The sequence below is a fragment of the Streptomyces sp. NPDC023157 genome, from assembly GCF_055560575.1.
Genome location: NZ_JBVHIL010000001.1, coordinates 277,279 through 294,107 on the forward strand (window position 1 = coordinate 277,279; position 16,829 = coordinate 294,107).

At 72.2% G+C, this 16,829-nt stretch carries 14 protein-coding genes; 6 read left to right on the forward strand and 8 right to left on the reverse strand.

The genetic code is table 11. The annotated features are described in order from the left end of the window. The 3 genes from hisB to hisD are packed head-to-tail and all read right to left on the reverse strand — an operon-like array spanning position 1 to position 3,070. Positions 1 to 594, reverse strand: a complete 594-nt coding sequence (gene hisB, locus ACZ3ZE_RS01320) for an imidazoleglycerol-phosphate dehydratase HisB (protein WP_030211590.1) — start codon at positions 592 to 594, stop codon at positions 1 to 3. Then, positions 591 to 1,721: a histidinol-phosphate transaminase gene (locus ACZ3ZE_RS01325; protein WP_361164136.1), complete on the reverse strand. Its 1,131-nt coding sequence runs from the start codon at positions 1,719 to 1,721 to the stop codon at positions 591 to 593. Before ACZ3ZE_RS01325 ends, hisB begins: the two co-directional genes overlap by 4 nt. Continuing rightward, complete coding sequence (gene hisD / locus ACZ3ZE_RS01330) at positions 1,718 to 3,070, reverse strand: histidinol dehydrogenase (protein WP_361623656.1); 1,353 nt, start codon at positions 3,068 to 3,070, stop codon at positions 1,718 to 1,720. Before hisD ends, ACZ3ZE_RS01325 begins: the two co-directional genes overlap by 4 nt. A gap of 178 nt (positions 3,071 to 3,248) precedes the next feature. Between hisD and ACZ3ZE_RS01335 the strand changes: the two genes are divergently transcribed. The 4 genes from ACZ3ZE_RS01335 (at position 3,249) to ybaK (ending at position 7,324) form a co-directional block, all read left to right on the forward strand. Continuing rightward, a complete protein-coding gene (locus tag ACZ3ZE_RS01335; protein ID WP_361164132.1) occupies positions 3,249 to 4,850 on the forward strand; it encodes an oxidoreductase in 1,602 nt (533 codons plus the stop codon). A gap of 148 nt (positions 4,851 to 4,998) precedes the next feature. Then, entirely contained in the window at positions 4,999 to 6,066 is a 1,068-nt protein-coding gene (locus ACZ3ZE_RS01340; protein WP_467256967.1) for a hypothetical protein, read from the forward strand. 5 nt (positions 6,067 to 6,071) lie between these two features. Beyond that, positions 6,072 to 6,809, forward strand: coding sequence for an LON peptidase substrate-binding domain-containing protein (locus tag ACZ3ZE_RS01345; protein ID WP_361164128.1), 738 nt, complete (start codon positions 6,072 to 6,074; stop codon positions 6,807 to 6,809). A gap of 17 nt (positions 6,810 to 6,826) precedes the next feature. Then, complete coding sequence (gene ybaK, locus ACZ3ZE_RS01350; protein WP_329419820.1) at positions 6,827 to 7,324, forward strand: Cys-tRNA(Pro) deacylase; 498 nt, start codon at positions 6,827 to 6,829, stop codon at positions 7,322 to 7,324. Between the two features lie 128 nt (positions 7,325 to 7,452). Here ybaK and ACZ3ZE_RS01355 read toward each other — a convergent pair whose 3' ends face one another. From ACZ3ZE_RS01355 to ACZ3ZE_RS01370, 4 genes are all read right to left on the reverse strand, one after another. Beyond that, a complete protein-coding gene (locus ACZ3ZE_RS01355; protein WP_361164126.1) occupies positions 7,453 to 8,076 on the reverse strand; it encodes a DUF2567 domain-containing protein in 624 nt (207 codons plus the stop codon). Positions 8,077 to 8,110: 34 nt separating this feature from the next. Further along, positions 8,111 to 8,941 carry an ABC transporter permease gene (locus ACZ3ZE_RS01360; RefSeq protein ID WP_442304624.1) on the reverse strand — a complete coding sequence of 277 codons (831 nt, stop codon included), beginning with the start codon at positions 8,939 to 8,941 and terminating at the stop codon, positions 8,111 to 8,113. Between the two features lie 70 nt (positions 8,942 to 9,011). Continuing rightward, the gene (locus ACZ3ZE_RS01365; protein ID WP_361164740.1) at positions 9,012 to 9,983 is read right to left on the reverse strand and encodes an ABC transporter ATP-binding protein; all 972 of its coding nucleotides are present in this window, start codon (positions 9,981 to 9,983) and stop codon (positions 9,012 to 9,014) included. A gap of 20 nt (positions 9,984 to 10,003) precedes the next feature. Further along, positions 10,004 to 11,299, reverse strand: coding sequence for an NYN domain-containing protein (locus ACZ3ZE_RS01370; protein WP_467256969.1), 1,296 nt, complete (start codon positions 11,297 to 11,299; stop codon positions 10,004 to 10,006). 217 nt (positions 11,300 to 11,516) lie between these two features. Here ACZ3ZE_RS01370 and ACZ3ZE_RS01375 point away from each other — a divergent pair, with 217 nt between their 5' ends. Then, a complete protein-coding gene (locus tag ACZ3ZE_RS01375) occupies positions 11,517 to 11,690 on the forward strand; it encodes a hypothetical protein (RefSeq protein WP_361164122.1) in 174 nt (57 codons plus the stop codon). A 66-nt stretch (positions 11,691 to 11,756) separates the two neighbouring features. On the opposite strand, the gene dnaE is transcribed toward ACZ3ZE_RS01375, so the two are convergent. Further along, positions 11,757 to 15,296, reverse strand: a complete 3,540-nt coding sequence (dnaE, locus tag ACZ3ZE_RS01380) for a DNA polymerase III subunit alpha (protein ID WP_361164120.1) — start codon at positions 15,294 to 15,296, stop codon at positions 11,757 to 11,759. A gap of 190 nt (positions 15,297 to 15,486) precedes the next feature. On the opposite strand from dnaE, the gene ACZ3ZE_RS01385 reads away from it, so the two are divergent. Next, positions 15,487 to 16,812 carry a DUF2252 domain-containing protein gene (locus ACZ3ZE_RS01385; RefSeq protein ID WP_361164118.1) on the forward strand — a complete coding sequence of 442 codons (1,326 nt, stop codon included), beginning with the start codon at positions 15,487 to 15,489 and terminating at the stop codon, positions 16,810 to 16,812. Positions 16,813 to 16,829 lie beyond the last annotated feature (17 nt).

Sequence of the window (16,829 nt, forward strand, 5' to 3'; positions counted from 1 at the left end):
TTACAGCGCGCCCTTCGTGGAGGGGAGGATTCCGGCGGCGCGCACGTCACGCTCGGAGGCGTACCGCAGGGCGCGGGCGAGCGCCTTGAACTGGCACTCGACGATGTGGTGGGCGTTGCGCCCGTACGGCACGTGGACGTGCAGGGCGATCTGCGCCTGGGCGACGAAGGACTCCAGGATGTGCCGGGTCATCGTCGTGTCGTAGGAGCCGATCATCGGCGCCATGTTCTCGGGCTCGGTGTGCACCAGGTACGGGCGGCCGGAGAGGTCCACGGTGACCTGGGCGAGCGACTCGTCCAGCGGGACGGTGCAGTTGCCGAAGCGGTAGATGCCGACCTTGTCGCCGAGCGCCTGCTTGAAGGCGGCGCCCAGGGCGAGGGCGGTGTCCTCGATGGTGTGGTGCGAGTCGATGTGGAGGTCGCCGTCGGTCTTCACGGTCAGGTCGAACAGACCGTGCCGGCCGAGCTGGTCGAGCATGTGGTCGTAGAACCCGACCCCGGTCGACACGTCGACCTTTCCGGTGCCGTCGAGGTCGATCTCGACGACGACGGACGTCTCCTTGGTGGTGCGCTCCACGCGGCCTACGCGGCTCATGCGTCCTGCTCCTTCTTCAACTCACGAACCGCGTCGAGGAACGCGCCGTTCTCTTCGGGGGTGCCCGCGGTGACCCGCAGCCAGCCCGGTACACCGTTGTCCCGGACCAGGACGCCCCGGTCGAGGATCTTCTGCCAGGCCGCGTGGGAGCCCTCCGCTCCGTCGAAGCGGCCGAACTGGACGAAGTTGGCGTCGGACTCGGTGACCTCGTAGCCCAGGGCCCGCAGCTCGGTGACGAGGCGGTCGCGCTCGGCCTTGAGCTGCTCGACGTACCCGAGGAGGGTGTCGGTGTGCTCCAGGGCGGCCAGCGCGGTGGCCTGGGTGACGGCCGACAGGTGGTACGGCAGGCGCACCAGCTGGACGGCGTCGACCACGGCGGGGTGGGCGGCGAGATAGCCCAGGCGCAGCCCGGCGGCGCCGAAGGCCTTGGACATGGTCCGGGAGACCACCAGGTTCGGCCGGCCCTCGATCAGGGGCAGCAGCGAGTCGCCGTGGCTGAACTCCACGTACGCCTCGTCGACGACGACCAGCGAGGGCTTGGCGGCCTGGGCGGCCTCGTACAGCGCGAGGACGGTCCCGGCGCCGACGGCCGTCCCCGTGGGGTTGTTGGGCGAGGTGACGAAGACGACGTCCGGCGCGTTCTCCGCGATGGCCCGCTCGGCCGCCGCGAGGTCGATGGTGAAGTCCTCGTTGCGCGGGCCGGAGATCCAGTGGGTGCCGGTGCCGCGGGCGATCAGGGCGTGCATCGAGTACGAGGGCTCGAAGCCGATCGCGGTGCGGCCGGGCCCGCCGAAGGTCTGCAGCAGCTGCTGGAGCACTTCGTTGGAGCCGTTGGCGGCCCACACGTTGGCCAGGTCGACCGGGTGCTTGGCGGTACGGGTGAGATAGCGGGCGAGCTCGGTGCGCAGCTCGACCGCGTCCCGGTCGGGGTAGCGGTTGAGGCCGCGGGCGGCCTCGGCGACCCGCTCCGCGATCCGGGCCACCAGGGGCTCGGGCAGCGGGTACGGGTTCTCGTTGGTGTTCAGCTGGACGGGAACGTCGAGCTGGGGCGCGCCGTAGGGCGACTTGCCCTTCAGCTCGTCGCGGATGGGGAGGTCGTCGATGCCGACCTTGTCGTACGAGGTCACTTGCTCTGGGGCACCTTCCATCCGAACCGCGCCTTGATCGCCGCGCCGTGCGCGGGCAGGTCCTCCGCCTCGGCGAGGGTCACCACGTGGTGGGCGACCTCGGCGAGCGCGTCGCGCGTGTAGTCCACGATGTGCACGCCCCGCAGGAAGGACTGCACGGACAGGCCCGAGGAGTGGCAGGCGCAGCCGCCGGTGGGCAGGACGTGGTTGGAGCCGGCGCAGTAGTCGCCGAGGGAGACCGGGGCCCACGGGCCGACGAAGATCGCGCCCGCGTTGCGGACCCGGTCGGCGACGGCGGCGGCGTCGGCGGTCTGGATCTCCAGGTGCTCCGCGCCGTAGGCGTCGACGACCCGCAGGCCCTCGGCCAGGCCGTCGACCAGGACGATCGCGGACTGGCGGCCGGCGAGCGCCGGGACGATCCGGTCGTCGACGTGCTTGGAGGCGGCGACCTGGGTCTTGAGCTCGGCCTCGACGGCCTCGGCGAGCTCCTCGGAGGCGGTGACGAGGACCGAGGCGGCCATCGGGTCGTGCTCGGCCTGGCTGATCAGGTCGGCGGCGACGTGCACCGGGTCGGCGGTCGCGTCCGCGAGGACCGCGATCTCGGTGGGGCCGGCCTCGGCGTCGATGCCGATACGGCCCTTGAGGAGGCGCTTGGCGGCGGCGACGTAGATGTTGCCGGGGCCGGTGACCAGGTTGACGGGGGCGCAGCCGGGCGTGCCCTCCGCACCTTCGGTGCCCTCGGTGCCGTACGCGAACATGGCGACGGCCTGGGCGCCGCCGGCGGCGTAGACCTCGTCGACGCCGAGCAGGGCGCAGGCGGCGAGGATGGTCGGGTGCGGCAGGCCGCCGAACTCCTTCTGCGGCGGCGAGGACACGGCGATGCCCTCGACACCGGCCTCCTGGGCCGGGACGACGTTCATCACGACGGACGAGGGGTAGACCGACCGTCCGCCCGGCACGTACAGACCGACGCGCTCGACGGGGATCCACTTCTCGGTGACCGTGCCGCCGGGCACGACCTGGGTGGTGTGGGTGGTGCGGCGCTGCTCGCGGTGGACCAGGCGGGCGCGGCGGATGGACTCTTCCAGGGCGGCGCGGACGGCCGGGTCGAGCTCGTCGAGGGCGCGGGTGAGCTCCTCGGCGGGCACGCGCAGGCTCTCGACGCGGACGCCGTCGAACTTCTCCCCGTAGTCGATCACCGCTGCGGCGCCATGATGCCGGACGTCCTCGCAGATCGGCCGCACCTTCTCCAGGGCGGCTTCCACGTCGAACTCGGCACGGGGCAGCAGGTCACGCAGGGCGGCACCCTCGGGGAGGGACGCGCCGCGCAGATCGATTCGAGAGATCACGGGTCAATTCTCGCAGACGCCCCAGAGCCCCGGACGCCCGTATCACTGGCTGATACGGGCCACTCTGGCGTCTTGTCGCCACTCCTGACCGTTAGCGTTCAGTCCGTCACTCAGCGGGAAGAACGGCTGTACGAATCCGGGGAAGCGAAGCGGAGTCGTGGAAAGCGAGGGGGCGGCAGTGACCGAGCCGCGCGTGGACGACGGAGTGCCGGAGGGCCTGACCGGCCCGGAGCGGTTCATGTGGAGGGCGTTCCGGATCGGCAAGGCGTGTGATCTCAGGGAGGGGGTCGCGGAGCGCGACGACCCGTTCGACCGGCAGGTGGTGTGGGGCGAGGAGCGCAGCGTGCGGGCCGAGGTGGTGGCGCTGCTGCTGCTCGACGGGCCGCCGGCCCGGTCCGGGCGCGTCGCGGCGCTCAAGCTGCGCGGGGCGCGGATCACGGGGGTGCTCAATCTGGCGGGCGGCACGATAGGGCCGTACGTGGAGATGAACGGCTGCCGTTTCGACGGCGAGGTGGTGCTGCCCGAGGCCCACTTCGGGACGCTGCGGTTGGTCGAGTGCGCGATACCCCGCCTGGAGGCGGCGCGGCTGCACACGGCGGGCGACCTGCACCTGCCGCGCTGCCGGGTCGAGCGGGGCATCCGCCTGACGGACGCCCAGATCGGCACGGACCTGCTGATCAACCAGATCCGGGTGTGGCCGGACCGGCGCGGCCGGGCGATCACCGCGGACGGCCTGGTGGTCGCGCAGGACCTCCAGGCCGAGCTGATCGAGACGTACGGGGAGCTGAGCCTGCGCGGGGCGAAGGTCGGCGTGTCGCTGAGCCTGCGGGGCAGCGTGCTGCGCGGCGCCCAGCAGCGCCGCGCGCTGAACGCGCCGCAGCTGACCGTCGAGCGCACGCTCTATCTGAACGCGGCCTGGGTGTACGACTCCTCGGGCAACGCGACGGCCACCCCGCCGTACGGGGTGACCCCGTCGCAGGGCGCCCGGCGCAAGCCCGTCGAGTGCCACGGCGGGGTCCGGCTGGACGACGGGCGCTTCGGCGACTCGGTGGACCTGCACTACGCCCGCTTCCTGCTGGACGGCTCGCGACGGGAGGAGCTGTCGCTGCGCCGGATCGTCACGCCCGAGCTGCGCTTCAACGGCGAGCGCCCCGAGGAGGGCCGGGTGGTGCTCAACGGGGCGAAGGTGGTGACGCTCATCGACCTGTCCACCAGCTGGCCGGGCCCGGGCGGCCTCGCGCTGAGCGGCTTCGTCTACGAGACCCTCGTGCCGTACGGGCACTTCCCGCTGAGCCGGCGCCTGGAGTGGGTCGCGGCGGCCACCCCGGAGTACGCGCCGGAGCCGTACGAGCGCCTGGCCACGGTGCTGCGCAACAGCGGGGAGGACGCCGACGCCCGCGTGGTGCTGCTCGCCAAGCAGCGGCGCCGCCGGGAGACGCTGCCGGTCGCCGGGAAGCTGTGGGGGTACGTGCAGGACCTGGCGGTGGCCTACGGCTACCGTCCGGGGCGGGCCCTGCTGTGGATGGCGGTGCTGTGGGCGGCGGGGGCCTACGCCTTCGCGCACTACGACCCGGTGGCGCTGAAACCGGGCGAGGCGCCGAAGTGGAGCGCCACCCTCTACTCCCTCGACGTGCTGCTCCCGGTGATCGACCTGGGCCAGGCCGGCTACTGGCGCATGGAGGGCTTCTGGCAGTGGGCGTCGACGGTGCTGATCCTGCTCGGCTGGGTGCTGGCGACGACGGTGGCGGCGGGGGCCTCGCGGCTGCTGAGACGGGGGTAGTCGCGAGGGAACGGTGAGGATCAGGGGGCCGGACGAGCACCATCCCACCCCTTTCTTTACGCTGTCTTGACCCTCGCCAGAACAACCTTCCGGCCGCCACCAAGTCTTCACAGTCCCCCACTGGCGCGGCCCTCACCTGCGGTTTTCAATGTTTCGCACCATGTCACTGCTCCGCGCCCTGATCGGCACCGCCCGCATGGTCCGGCACACCCCGCGCCTCGCCGCCGGGCTCCCGCCGGACGACGACGTGCTGCTCGACGTGCCGGACGCGAGACTGGCGCCGGCCCTGGTCGCCGCCGCCCAGGCCGACCCGGAACCGGCCGCCAAGCTGCTCGCCACCACCCGGGACGCCGCCGACTGGGAGGACCGCGACCGCTATGTCACCCGGCTGAGCACCTTCGCGTACCACCGGGACGAGTGGCTCGGGCACTGGCTCTCGGCCGCCCCGCGCGACCCGGACGCCCTGCTCGTCAAGGCGCAGCTCGCCGTGCGCAGGGCCTGGGAGTCGCCGGCCAGGGCCGAGCGGCTGCGCGAGCTCGGGCCGCTGATCGACGCGGCGACCGAGGCCGCGCCCCGCGACCCGGTGCCGTGGCGGCTCGCCCTGGACCACGCGCGCGGCACCCACGCCCGGCACACCGACTTCGAGGCGCTGTGGGAGCAGGCCGTGCGCCGCGCCCCGCACCACTACGGCTGCCATGTGGCCGCCCTCAAGTACCTGTCGGCGCAGTGGTACGGCTCGCACCGCGAGTGCTTCGACTTCGCCGAGCAGGCCGCGGAGGACGCGCTGCCCGGCTCGCTGGTCCAGGCCCTGCCGGTGCGGGCGGCCTTCGCGCAGCTGCTCGCGGGTCCCGGTCACGGGGTGGCGGACGACCGGGTCGACGCGGCGGCCGACCGGGCGCTGGCCCTGTCGGCGGAGTACCCGGCGGGCGACCTGTGGCCGGCCGAGGTGCGCAATCTGCTGGTGCACGTCCTGGTGGGACGGGCCCGTTGGCACGACGCCCTGACGGAGTTCGGGCGGATCGGGGCCCGGGCGACCTCCTTCCCGTGGACGCTGCTCGCCGACGACCCGCTGCGGGGCTTCCTGGAGGCCCGGACGACGGCCGTCCGCGAGGTGGCCCGCCGTACGCGGCTGCGCGCGGGGCACCCCGATCAGGTGCCCGGGCGGGACCAGGACGACCGGGCCGGTGGTGACGGCCCGGACGGCCATTACGCTTGACCGCTGTGACCACCGCTCGCCTGCCCCTCTTCCCGCTCAACGCGGTGCTGTTCCCCGGCCTCGTGTTGCCGCTGAACGTCTTCGAGCAGCGTTATCGCGCCATGATGCGCGAACTGCTCAAGACCGACGAGTCCGAGCCGCGGCGCTTCGCGGTCGTGGCGATCCGGGACGGCCGGGAGGTCGCGCCGACGGCGCCCGGCCTGCCGGACCAGACGGCGCTGCCCGAGAAGGGCCCCACGGCCGGCTTCGGCCCGGACCCCATCCAGGCCTTCCACCGGGTCGGCTGCATCGCCGACGCGGCCCAGATCCGGGAGCGCCCGGACGGCGGCTTCGAGGTGATGGCCACCGGCACGACCCGGGTGAAGCTGCTCTCGGTCGACGCCAGTGGCCCGTTCCTGACGGCCGAACTGGAGGAGATCCCCGAGGAGCAGGGCGACGAGGCGGGCACCCTGGCCGAGGGCGTACTGCGCGCCTTCCGGAACTACCAGAAGCGGCTGGCCGGGGCGCGCGAGCGGTCCCTGACGACGAGTGAGCTGCCGGACGACCCCTCGGTGGTGTCGTACCTGGTGGCGGCGGCCGCGGTCCTGGACACCCCCTCCAAGCAGCGGCTGCTGCAGGCGCCGGACACGGCGACGCGGCTGCGCGAGGAGCTGTCGCTGCTGCGTGCGGAGACGGCGGTCCTGCGCCATCTGCCGTCGCTGCCGGCGGTGGACCTGACCCGCGCGCCGACCAGCCAGAACTGACCTCTGGAGAGGACTCCGTGGCGAAGAAGCAGAAGAAGAACACCGGCGGCACCCCGGCGACGGTGGCGCTGACGGCGGCGGGCACCGCGTACACCCTGCACTCCTACGACCACGACCCGGCGACCCCGTCGTACGGCGAGGAGGCGGCGGAGGCCATGGGCGTCTCCCCCACCCGGGTCTTCAAGACCCTGGTCGCGGACGTGGACGGCGAGCTGACGGTCGCGGTGGTCCCGGTGGCGGGCCAGCTCGACCTGAAGGCACTCGCCTCGGCGGTGGGCGGCAAGCGGGCGGCGATGGCGGACCCGGCGGCGGCCGAGCGCACCACCGGCTACGTCCGCGGCGGCATCTCGCCGCTGGGCCAGCGCAAGCGGCTGCGCACCGTCCTGGACAGCTCGGCCGAGGAGCACCCCACGATCTGCATCTCGGCGGGCCGCAGAGGCCTGGAGGTGGAGCTCGCCCCGCAGGACCTGGCGGCCCTCACGCAGGCGGTGCTGGCCCCGATCGGCCGCGGCTGAGCCGAAGGCCGCCGGGCGCGGGGGCCGTCGCGTCTCAGGCTGGGCGTCTCAGGCACTGGGCGTCTCAGGCACTGGGCCCCTCAGGCGCCGGGCGGCTCAGGCCTTGGGCGTCTCAGGCGCCGGGCCTCTCAGGCGCTCGGCAGCGGGGGCCAGGCCTCGTCCTCGGGCTCCGGGTCGCGGGGGCCGAAGAGCGCGGTCAGCGCGAGGTGCACGATCATCGCGGCGATGGGCCAGGCCAGCATCGCCGCGGCCGCCATGTTGAGCTCCAGCGGCGCCTGGAAGTCGACGTTGGGTCCGACCGCCTTGGCGTGCGCGACGACATCCCGGTCGGGGCCGAGCCAGACCCCGGTGCCCCAGGCGACGAGCGAGCCGAGGACACCGCCGAGGGCGAGGCCCAGGACGAGGGCGATGCCGCCGTGCCGGTGGACGAGGAAGACGAGGGCCGCGGCGACCGCGCCGAAGCCGAGGGCGAGCAGGACGAACGTGCCGTCCATGCCGATCGCCGCCTCCCCCTCGCTGTTGCGCAGGAAGACCGCCTTGCCGTCGGAGATCAGGGTGACCCGCGGCGCTAGCCACAGCCACAGCAGCCCGAGCAGGGTCCCCGCCACGCCGGAGACGGCGGCCACCACGGCGGCCTGCCGCAGCTCGGTGCCGGTGCTCGGGGCGCCGTCCGGTTCGCCCTGCGCGGGGTAGGGCGCGGGCCACTGGGAGTCGTGCGGCGGCTGGTGCGGCGGAGTCAGAGGTGCGGTCACCACGCCATCGTGCCAGGTGTGCCTGTGCGCCGCCTCAGCGGACCGCCGCCCGACGGTACGCCCAGGTCGCGACGGCCAGCGAGAGGACGCCCACCGCCCCGCACACGGCGAGGTCCCGGCAGACGGCCGTCCAGTCCGGGTGCGCGTCGAAGGTACGGGCCAGGGCCTCCACCCCGTACGTGGAGGGCAGCAGGTCCCGCGCCCAGCCGATCGGGCCGGGCAGCCGGTCGGGCGGCAGGACGCCGAGCAGCAGCGCCGCCGACATGCCGAGCTGCCCGAGCAGGGTGGCCAGCTCCTGGCGCGGCGCGAGCAGTCCGAGGGCGGCTCCGAGCCCGGCGAGGGCGGCGCCGGACAGCGGTACGACCGCGGCCAGGATCCACAGGTGCCCGAGCGGCAGCCCGAACAGGACGGAGCCGGCGACGGCGGTCACCACGGTGCCGGGGACGGTGAAGGAGGCGTACGCCCCGGCCGCGCCGAGCACGACGGCGGCGGGCGGCACGGGCAGCGTGGCGTAGTGGTCGAGCCCGCCGCCGGCCCGCAGCTGCCCGAAGTACTGGGCGAGCAGGTTGAGCGCGACGAAGGCCACGACGAGGACGGCGGAGCCGGCCACCACGGCCCGCGCCTCCGCACCGCCGTCCACGACCCCCCGCATCAGGACCATGATCCCGATCGACTGGAAGGTCGCGACGAAGAGCAGCGGGATCCGGGAGACCCGGGCGCGCGACAGCTGCGCCCGGTACACGGCGGCGAGCGCGGGCAGCAGCCGGGCGCGCGGGGCGAGGGGCGCGGCGGCGTGGTCCTCCGCGTCCCCGGTCGGGTCGCCGAGGGCGGTGGCGGGCAGCGCCTCCACGGGCAGGGTGCTCAACTCGTACAGCTCCTGGGATCCGACAGGTGCGACAGATGCGACGGGTGCGACAGCTGGGCCGGCGGGTGGGTCACGCCTTCACCAGCCCCCGGTTCTCGCCGCCGAGCGCGAGGTAGACGTCCTCCAGGCTCGGCGTCGCCAGCGTGAAGTCGTCGAGGGCCGCGAAGGCCGCCCCGCCGGTCACCGCGGCGACAGCGGCGCGCGCCTCGTCGGGGGCGAGCCGGAGCGTCCAGCGGCGGCCCGACTCCTGGGCGGAGAGGCGCAGCGCGGAGACCTCGGGGACCTCCAGGGGCGCCCGCTCGCGCCAGACGAGCTCGACCCGCACCTCCCCCGCGACCCGCTCCTTGAGTCCGGCGGGGGTGTCGCAGGCGATGACCCGGCCGCGGTCGATGACGGCGACGCGGTCGAGGACGGTCTCGGCCTCGATGACGTTGTGGGTGACGAGGAGCACGGTGGCCCCGCGTTCGGCGCGCCGCCGGTCGACGGCGGCCCACACGGCCCGGCGGGCGACGGGGTCCATGCCGGTGGTGGGCTCGTCGAGGACGAGAACCGGCCGCTCGCCGACGAGGGCGGCGGCGACGCAGGCGAGCCGGCGCTGTCCGCCGGAGAGCTTCTTCAGGGGCCGCCCGGCGATCTCCGCGAGGCCGAGCTCGTCGAGGACGGCGTCGCGCTCGGCGCGGGCCTCGCGGGCGCCGAGCCCGCGCAGCCGGCCGGTGGTCTCGGCGGCGAGGGCCACGGTGAGCTCGTCGAGCGCGGTGGACTCCTGCCCGAGGTGGGCGAGGAGCCGGGAGGCGCGTTCGGGGTGGCGGACCAGGTCGTGGCCGAGCATCCGGACGCTGCCGGAGTCGGGGCGCATGAGTCCGGTCAGCTGGCGCACGAGGGTGGACTTGCCGGCGCCGTTGGGGCCGAGCAGGCCGAAGATCTCGCCGCCGCGCACATCGAGGCTGATCCCGTCGGTGGCCCGCACCTCGGGGGTCGCGGGCGTCCCGCGTCTGCCGCGCGTGGCGGGGTACGTCTTGACCAGATCCCGCACCACGCACACCGTACTCACGAGGGATGAGCCTACGGGGTCCCCCGGCTCTCCTCGGGCGCGGGGGCGTGTTGCCCGGCGGCGTGGACGTCGATCTCGCGCCAGAATCCGGCCCGGATCGCGTACCGGTCGTGCTCGTCGATCTGGTCGTCCTTGTGGGCGAGGAGGCCGAAGCGGGCGGCGTAGCGGAGGAGTTCGCCGTCGATGCGGTGCGGGATGCGCGGGTACATGACGGCCAGCTTCTGGACGTGTCCCGGCTCGGGGAGCCGGTCGAGCCAGCGGCGGGCGAACACCTGGCCGACCTCGTAGGGGTCGCCGCCGACGGTGGTGATGTCCTCCTCGCGGTCGGCCCAGCGCTGCTCGGCGCTGGTGAGGTGGGCGAGGGTGGGCAGGAAGGCGGTCTCGGCGGGCTCTCCGAGGGAGGCGGCGGGCCGGTCGATCCACCCCTTGTCGGAGGACCAGCGCAGGGTGGCGGCGGCCGGCTGCGGGGCGGTGGGGGCGGCGGGCCCGCGCAGGGCGGCGAGGTCCTTGGGGGTGGGGACGGTCTTGGCGGAGGAGGGCGCCGGGATGACGGAGCCGTTCACGGCCTCGGCGTCGCCTTGCTCCGGGTCCGGGGGGCCGCCCCCGTCGGTACGGAGCGCCTCGTGGGTGGCACCGGCCGCGGCGGCCCGTTCGGCGGAGGCGGCGAGCGCGGACTCGGGCAGCGGGGCGGAGAGGATGGCGGCGATCTCGGGCCGGGGCACGGGGGGCGTGGCGCACAGTCCGCTGAGGTCCTTGGCGCGGACGGCCCGGGTGATCCAGGCCCGGTCGAGGACCCGGCGCTCGTCGGCCTCGGCGACGAGGTCCTCCGACTGGTTGTAGTCGCCGTCGGCGGCCTGGACGGCCCACAGGTGGACGGCGACCCCGTGTTCCTTGGCGGACATGAGGCCGGGCAGCAGGTCGCCGTCGCCGGTGACGAGGACGATGTCGGAGCAGGCCCGGTTCCTGGCGAGCTCGGTGAGCTCGGTGTGCATGGCCGCGTCGACGCCCTTCTGCGCCCAGCGCCCGTCGGTACGGGTGAGGGCGCCGAGCCGGACGGTGACCCGGGGCATCACGCGCAGCCTGCGGTGCTCGGGCTGGGGCACCCGGTCGGGCGCGCCGTCGAACCAGTAGATCCGCAGCAGGGGCAGCTCCGTGTCGGCCTCGGCGCGTTCCCGCAGCTGCTGGATGAGCGCGGCGTGGTCGACGGTGATCCGTGAGCGGGCCGGCTCCCCGGCGAGGAGGCTGGCGGCGGCGCCCAGCAGATAGCCGGCGTCCACCAGGACGACGCAGCGGTCCACGTGTTCCACCCTCTTTCGGGAACCTCGGGATCGGAAGTGCTCCAGGTTGCTCCGAGTCTGCCCGACCGCGCGCGCGTAGAGGTCCGGAACTGGATCATCGGCGTGGCGGATCTCACGCGGAGACCTCGATTACCGTCCGTAATGATCCAAAATGCGGCGCTTTCCGCCGTGTGTGAGTCTGACAGCGGCCCTGGCCCCCATACCCCTTTGAGGAGGCATCATCCCCATGGCCAAGAACCGAAAGCAGGACCGCAGTCAGCAGCGTGGCTCGCAGGCCGAGCGCGGCCAGCAGCAGGCACAGGCGTCCGCGATGGAAGCCCAGTCCCAGCAGCAGGCCAGTCAGGTCACGCCCGGCGACATGGCACGCAAGAGCCGCCAGAAGCGCTTCGGGCACAACTGACGGATCCACGGCTAAGGGGCGCGCCCGTGACGACGGGCGCGCCCCTTGCGCGTGTGCGGCGGACGCCTAGCCGGCCAGGCAGGACGGCCCGAGCAGCACCTTCAGGTCGCCGAAGAGCGCCGGGTCGGGCTGGACCCGGTGCCGGTCGAGCCGGAGCACGGTGGTGGAGCGCGGCCCCTGGAGCTTGATGCGGACCTCGGTGTTGCCCCGGTGGTGCTTGAGGATCTCGCCGAGCCGGCTGACCATCGGCGGGGTCACCTTGACCGTGGGGATGGTGAGGATCACCGGCGCGTTGGTCCCGGCGTTGGAGAGGTCGGGGACCATCAGCTCCATGGCGACCAGACGGGGGATGTCCTCGCGCTTGTCGAGCCGGCCCTTGACGAAGACGACCGTGTCCTCGACGAGCTGGGTGGAGACCAGCTGGTAGGTGGCCGGGAAGAACATGCACTCGATGGAGCCGGCCAGGTCCTCGACGGTGGCGATGGCCCAGGCGTTGCCCTGCTTGGTCATCTTCCGCTGGAGGCCGGAGATGATGCCGCCGATGGTGACGACCGCGCCGTCGGCGTGCTCGCCGCCGGTGAGCTGGGAGATGCCGGCGTCGGTCTTGTCGGACAGGACGTGTTCGAGGCCGAAGAGCGGGTGGTCGGAGACGTACAGGCCGAGCATCTCGCGCTCCTGGGCGAGCAGGTAGGCCTTCTCCCACTCGACGTCGGAGAACTCGACGTCGAGGCCGAAGCCGGGCTCGTCGCTGTCCTCCTCGCCCATGCCGCCGAAGAGGTCGAACTGGCCCTCGGCCTCCTTGCGCTTGACCGCGACCACGGTGTCGATCATGGGCTCGTGCTGGGCGACCAGGCCCTTGCGGGTGTGGCCCATGGTGTCGAAGGCGCCGGCCTTGATCAGCGACTCGATGGTCCGCTTGTTGCAGACCACGGCCTCGACCTTGTCGAGGAAGTCGGGGAAGGAGGAGTACTTCCCCTTGGACTTGCGCGTCTTGATGACCGACTCGACGACGTTGGAGCCGACGTTGCGGACGGCGGTGAGGCCGAAGAGGATCACGTCGTCGCCCTGGGCGGCGAAGTTCGACTCGGACTCGTTGACGTTCGGCGGGAGCACCTTGATGCCCATGCGGCGGCACTCGTTCAGGTAGACGGCGGACTTGTCCTTGTCGTCCTTGACCGAGGTGAGCAGGCCCGCCATGTACTCGGCGGGATAGTTCGCCTTGAGGTAGGCGGTCCAGTAGGAGACCAGTCCGTACGCGGCGGAGTGCGCCTTGTTGAAGGCGTAGCCGGCGAAGGGGACCAGCACGTCCCAGAGGGCCTGGATGGCCGCGTCGCTGTAGCCGTTCTTCTGGGCGCCGGCCTGGAAGATGGTGAAGTTCTTCGCCAGCTCGTCGGGCTTCTTCTTGCCCATGACGCGGCGGAGGATGTCGGCCTCGCCGAGCGAGTAGCCGGCGATGATCTGGGCGGCCTTCTGCACCTGCTCCTGGTAGACGATCAGGCCGTAGGTGACCGCGAGCACCTCTTCGAGCGGCTTCTCCAGCTCGGGGTGGATCGGGGTGATGTCCTGCTGCTTGTTCTTGCGCAGGGCGTAGTTCGTGTGCGAGTTCATGCCCATCGGGCCCGGGCGGTAGAGCGCGGACACGGCGGAGATGTCTTCGAAGTTGTCGGGCTTCATCAGGCGCAGCAGGGAGCGCATGGGCCCGCCGTCGAACTGGAAGACGCCGAGGGTGTCGCCGCGCTGGAGCAGTTCGAAGGTCTTCGGGTCGTCGAGCGGCAGGGCGAGCAGGTCGAGGTCGATGCCCTTGTTCGCCTTCACCATCTTGACGGCGTCGTCCATGATGGTGAGGTTGCGCAGCCCCAGGAAGTCCATCTTGAGCAGGCCGAGCGACTCGCACTGCGGGTAGTCCCACTGCGTGATGGTGACGCCGTCGGTGTGCCGCACCCAGATCGGCGCGTGGTCGACGATCGGCTCGCTGGACATGATCACGCCGGCCGCGTGCACGCCCATCTGGCGGACCAGGCCCTCGACGCCCCGGGCGGTGTCGATGACCTTCTTGACGTCCGGCTCGTTCTCGTACATCGCGCGGATCTCGCCGGCCTCGCTGTAACGCGGGTGCGAGGGGTCGGTGATGCCGTTGAGGTCGATGCCCTTGCCGAGGACGTCGGCGGGCATGGCCTTGGTGAGCCGGTCGCCCATGGCGTACGGGTAGCCGAGGACGCGGGCGGAGTCCTTGATGGCGTTCTTCGCCTTGATCTTGCCGTACGTGCCGATCATGGCGACCTTGTCGGAGCCGTACTTCTCCGTCACGTACCGGATCACCTCGACGCGCCGGCGCTCGTCGAAGTCGATGTCGACATCGGGCATCGAGATGCGCTCGGGGTTGAGGAAGCGCTCGAAGATCAGGCCGTGCGGGATCGGGTCGAGGTCGGTGATGCCCATGGCGTACGCGACGATCGAGCCGGCCGCGGAGCCTCGGCCGGGGCCCACGGCGATGCCCTGCTTCTTCGCCCACATGATGAAGTCGGCGACGACGAGGAAGTAGCCGGGGAAGCCCATCGAGATGATCGTGTCCATCTCGTACTCGACCTGCTTCATGCGGTCGTCGGGAATGCCCCCGGGGAAGCGGCGGTGCATGCCCCGCATGGTCTCCTCGCGGAACCAGGTGACCTCGGTGAACCCCTCCGGGATGTCGAACTTCGGCATGAGGTTCTTCTCGACGAACATGCCCTCGGTGGTGACCTGCTCGGCGACCAGGAGGGTGTTGCGGCAGCCCTCCTGCCAGGCGTCCGAGGAGTCGACGGCGTACATCTCGTCGGTCGACTTCAGGTAGTAGCCGGTGCCGTCGAAGCGGAAGCGGTCCGGGTCCGAGAGGTTCTTGCCGGTCTGGATGCACAGCAGGGCGTCGTGGGCGGTGGCCTCGTGCGCGTAGGTGTAGTGCGAGTCGTTGGTGACCAGCGGCGGGATGCCGAGCTTCTTGCCGATCTCCAGGAGCCCGTCGCGGACCCGGCGCTCGATCTCGATGCCGTGGTCCATCAGCTCCAGGAAGTACCGGTCCTTGCCGAAGATGTCCTGGTACTCGGAGGCGGACTTCAGGGCCTCGTCGAACTGGCCGAGACGCAGCCTGGTCTGCAGCTCGCCGGAGGGGCAGCCGGTGGAGGCGATCAGGCCCTCCGACCACTGGGAGATGGTCTCCTTGTCCATCCGGGGCCACTTCTGCAGCCAGCCCTCGGCGTACGCGTCGGAGGAGAGCCGGAACAGGTTGTGCAGTCCGGTGGCGTTCGCCGCCCAGATGGTCTTGTGGGTGTAACCGCCGGAACCGGAGACGTCGTCCCGCTTCTGGTGCGGCTGGCCCCACTGGATCTTCCGCTTGTTGCGCCGGGACTCCGGGGCGACATAGGCCTCGATGCCGATGATCGGCGTCACACCGGCCTTCTTGGCCGTGTGGAAGAAGTCGTAGGCCCCGTGCAGGTTGCCGTGGTCGGACATCGCGATATGGGTCATGCCCATCTCGTTGCACGCGTTGAACATGTCCTTCAGCCGCGCGGCACCGTCCAGCAGGGAGTACTGGGTGTGGACGTGGAGGTGCGTGAAGGGCGGCTTGGTCACGGGGGATGCCTCCGATGAAATTCCTGGGGGGACAGCGTCGAAGTCTACGTCGCCCGACTGACAACGGGCGGGCACTCGGGACCGGCGTCGAGCGTTGGGACAGAGAACACCCGCCCCATTTGTCATGCACAATTTTGAGTCACATCGCGGCGCCCGCGCGCCGCGTCCCCGTACCCAGGAGGCACCCTCGATGTCGGTCCCCCAGCCCACCGCTGCCGAGCGCGGTGAGCAGATCCTCGCCGTCTTCGACACCGCCTTCGGCGAGCTGCTCGCCGCCGACCCCGCCGCCTTCAAGGTCAAGTTCCGCAAGATGGCCGGCTCCGCCTTCGCCTTCTACCGGGGCACCGCCTGCCTCTTCTACAAGGACCTGGAGCGGGAGGCGCACGGCGGCCCCTACCTGGACGAGCGGACCGGCCGGGTGTGGATCCACGGCGACCTGCACGCCGAGAACTTCGGCACCTACATGGACGCCAACGGACGCCTGATCTTCAACGTCAACGACTTCGACGAGGCCTACGTCGGCCCCTTCACCTGGGACCTCAAGCGGCTCGCCGCCTCCCTGGCGCTGCTGGGCTACACCAAGGCGCTCAGCGACGAGCAGATCACCGAGCTGGTGCGGATCTGCGCCACCGCCTACCGGGAGCGCGTCCACGCGCTCGCGACCGGCGCCAAGCACGACGAGATCCCGCCCTTCACGCTGGACACCGCGGGCGGCGCCCTGCTCGACGCCCTGCGCGACGCGCGCGGCATGACGCGTTTCGGCCTGCTGGACTCGATGACGGAGATCCGCGAGTCCGAGCGCCGCTTCGCCTCCGGCGGCGGTGCGATCGAGCTGGACGCGGCCACCCGCTACAAGGTCCTCGCCGCCTTCGACGGCTACCTGGAGACCCTCCCGGAGTCGAGCCTGGCCCGCCCGGACTCGTACCGGGTGAAGGACGTCGTCGGGCGCCGCGGCATCGGCATCGGCTCGGCCGGCCTCCCCTCGTACAACATCCTCCTGGAGGGCAACAGCGACGCCTTGGAGAACGACGTCGTCATCTACATGAAGCAGGCACAGACGCCGGCGGTGTCGCGCCATGTGACGGACGCGGCGGTACGGGGGTACTTCCGGCACGAGGGCCACCGCACCGTGATCTCGCAGCGGGCGCTCCAGGCGCACGCCGACCCGTGGCTGGGCTGGACGGAGCTGGACGGGGCCGGGCAGCTGGTCGCCGAGGTGTCGCCGTACGCGGTGGACCTGGACTGGTCGGACATCGACGACCCGGAGGAGATCGCGGCGACCGTGGCCGACCTCGGGCGGGCCACGGCGGCCATGCACGCGGCGGCGGACGACTCCAGCGGCCACTCGCTGGTGCCGTTCTCCACGGAGCGGGCCATCGACGCGGCCATCGCGGCCGACGAGGAGGGCTTCGCCGAGCTCCTGGTGGACTTCGCGCACTCCTACGGGGCGCGGGCGCGGGCCGACCACCAGATCTTCGTGGACCTCTTCCGCAACGGGCGCATCCCGGGGCTGTAGGGGCGGGTGGGGCGGCC

Coding starts and splice junctions, on each gene's coding strand:
- hisB (WP_030211590.1), bottom strand. CDS start 594: ATGAGCCGCGTAGGCCGCGTGGAGCGCACCACCAAGGAGACGTCCGTC.
- ACZ3ZE_RS01340 (WP_467256967.1), top strand. CDS start 4,999: ATGTTTCGCACCATGTCACTGCTCCGCGCCCTGATCGGCACCGCCCGC.
- ACZ3ZE_RS01375 (WP_361164122.1), top strand. CDS start 11,517: ATGGCCAAGAACCGAAAGCAGGACCGCAGTCAGCAGCGTGGCTCGCAG.
- ACZ3ZE_RS01385 (WP_361164118.1), top strand. CDS start 15,487: ATGTCGGTCCCCCAGCCCACCGCTGCCGAGCGCGGTGAGCAGATCCTC.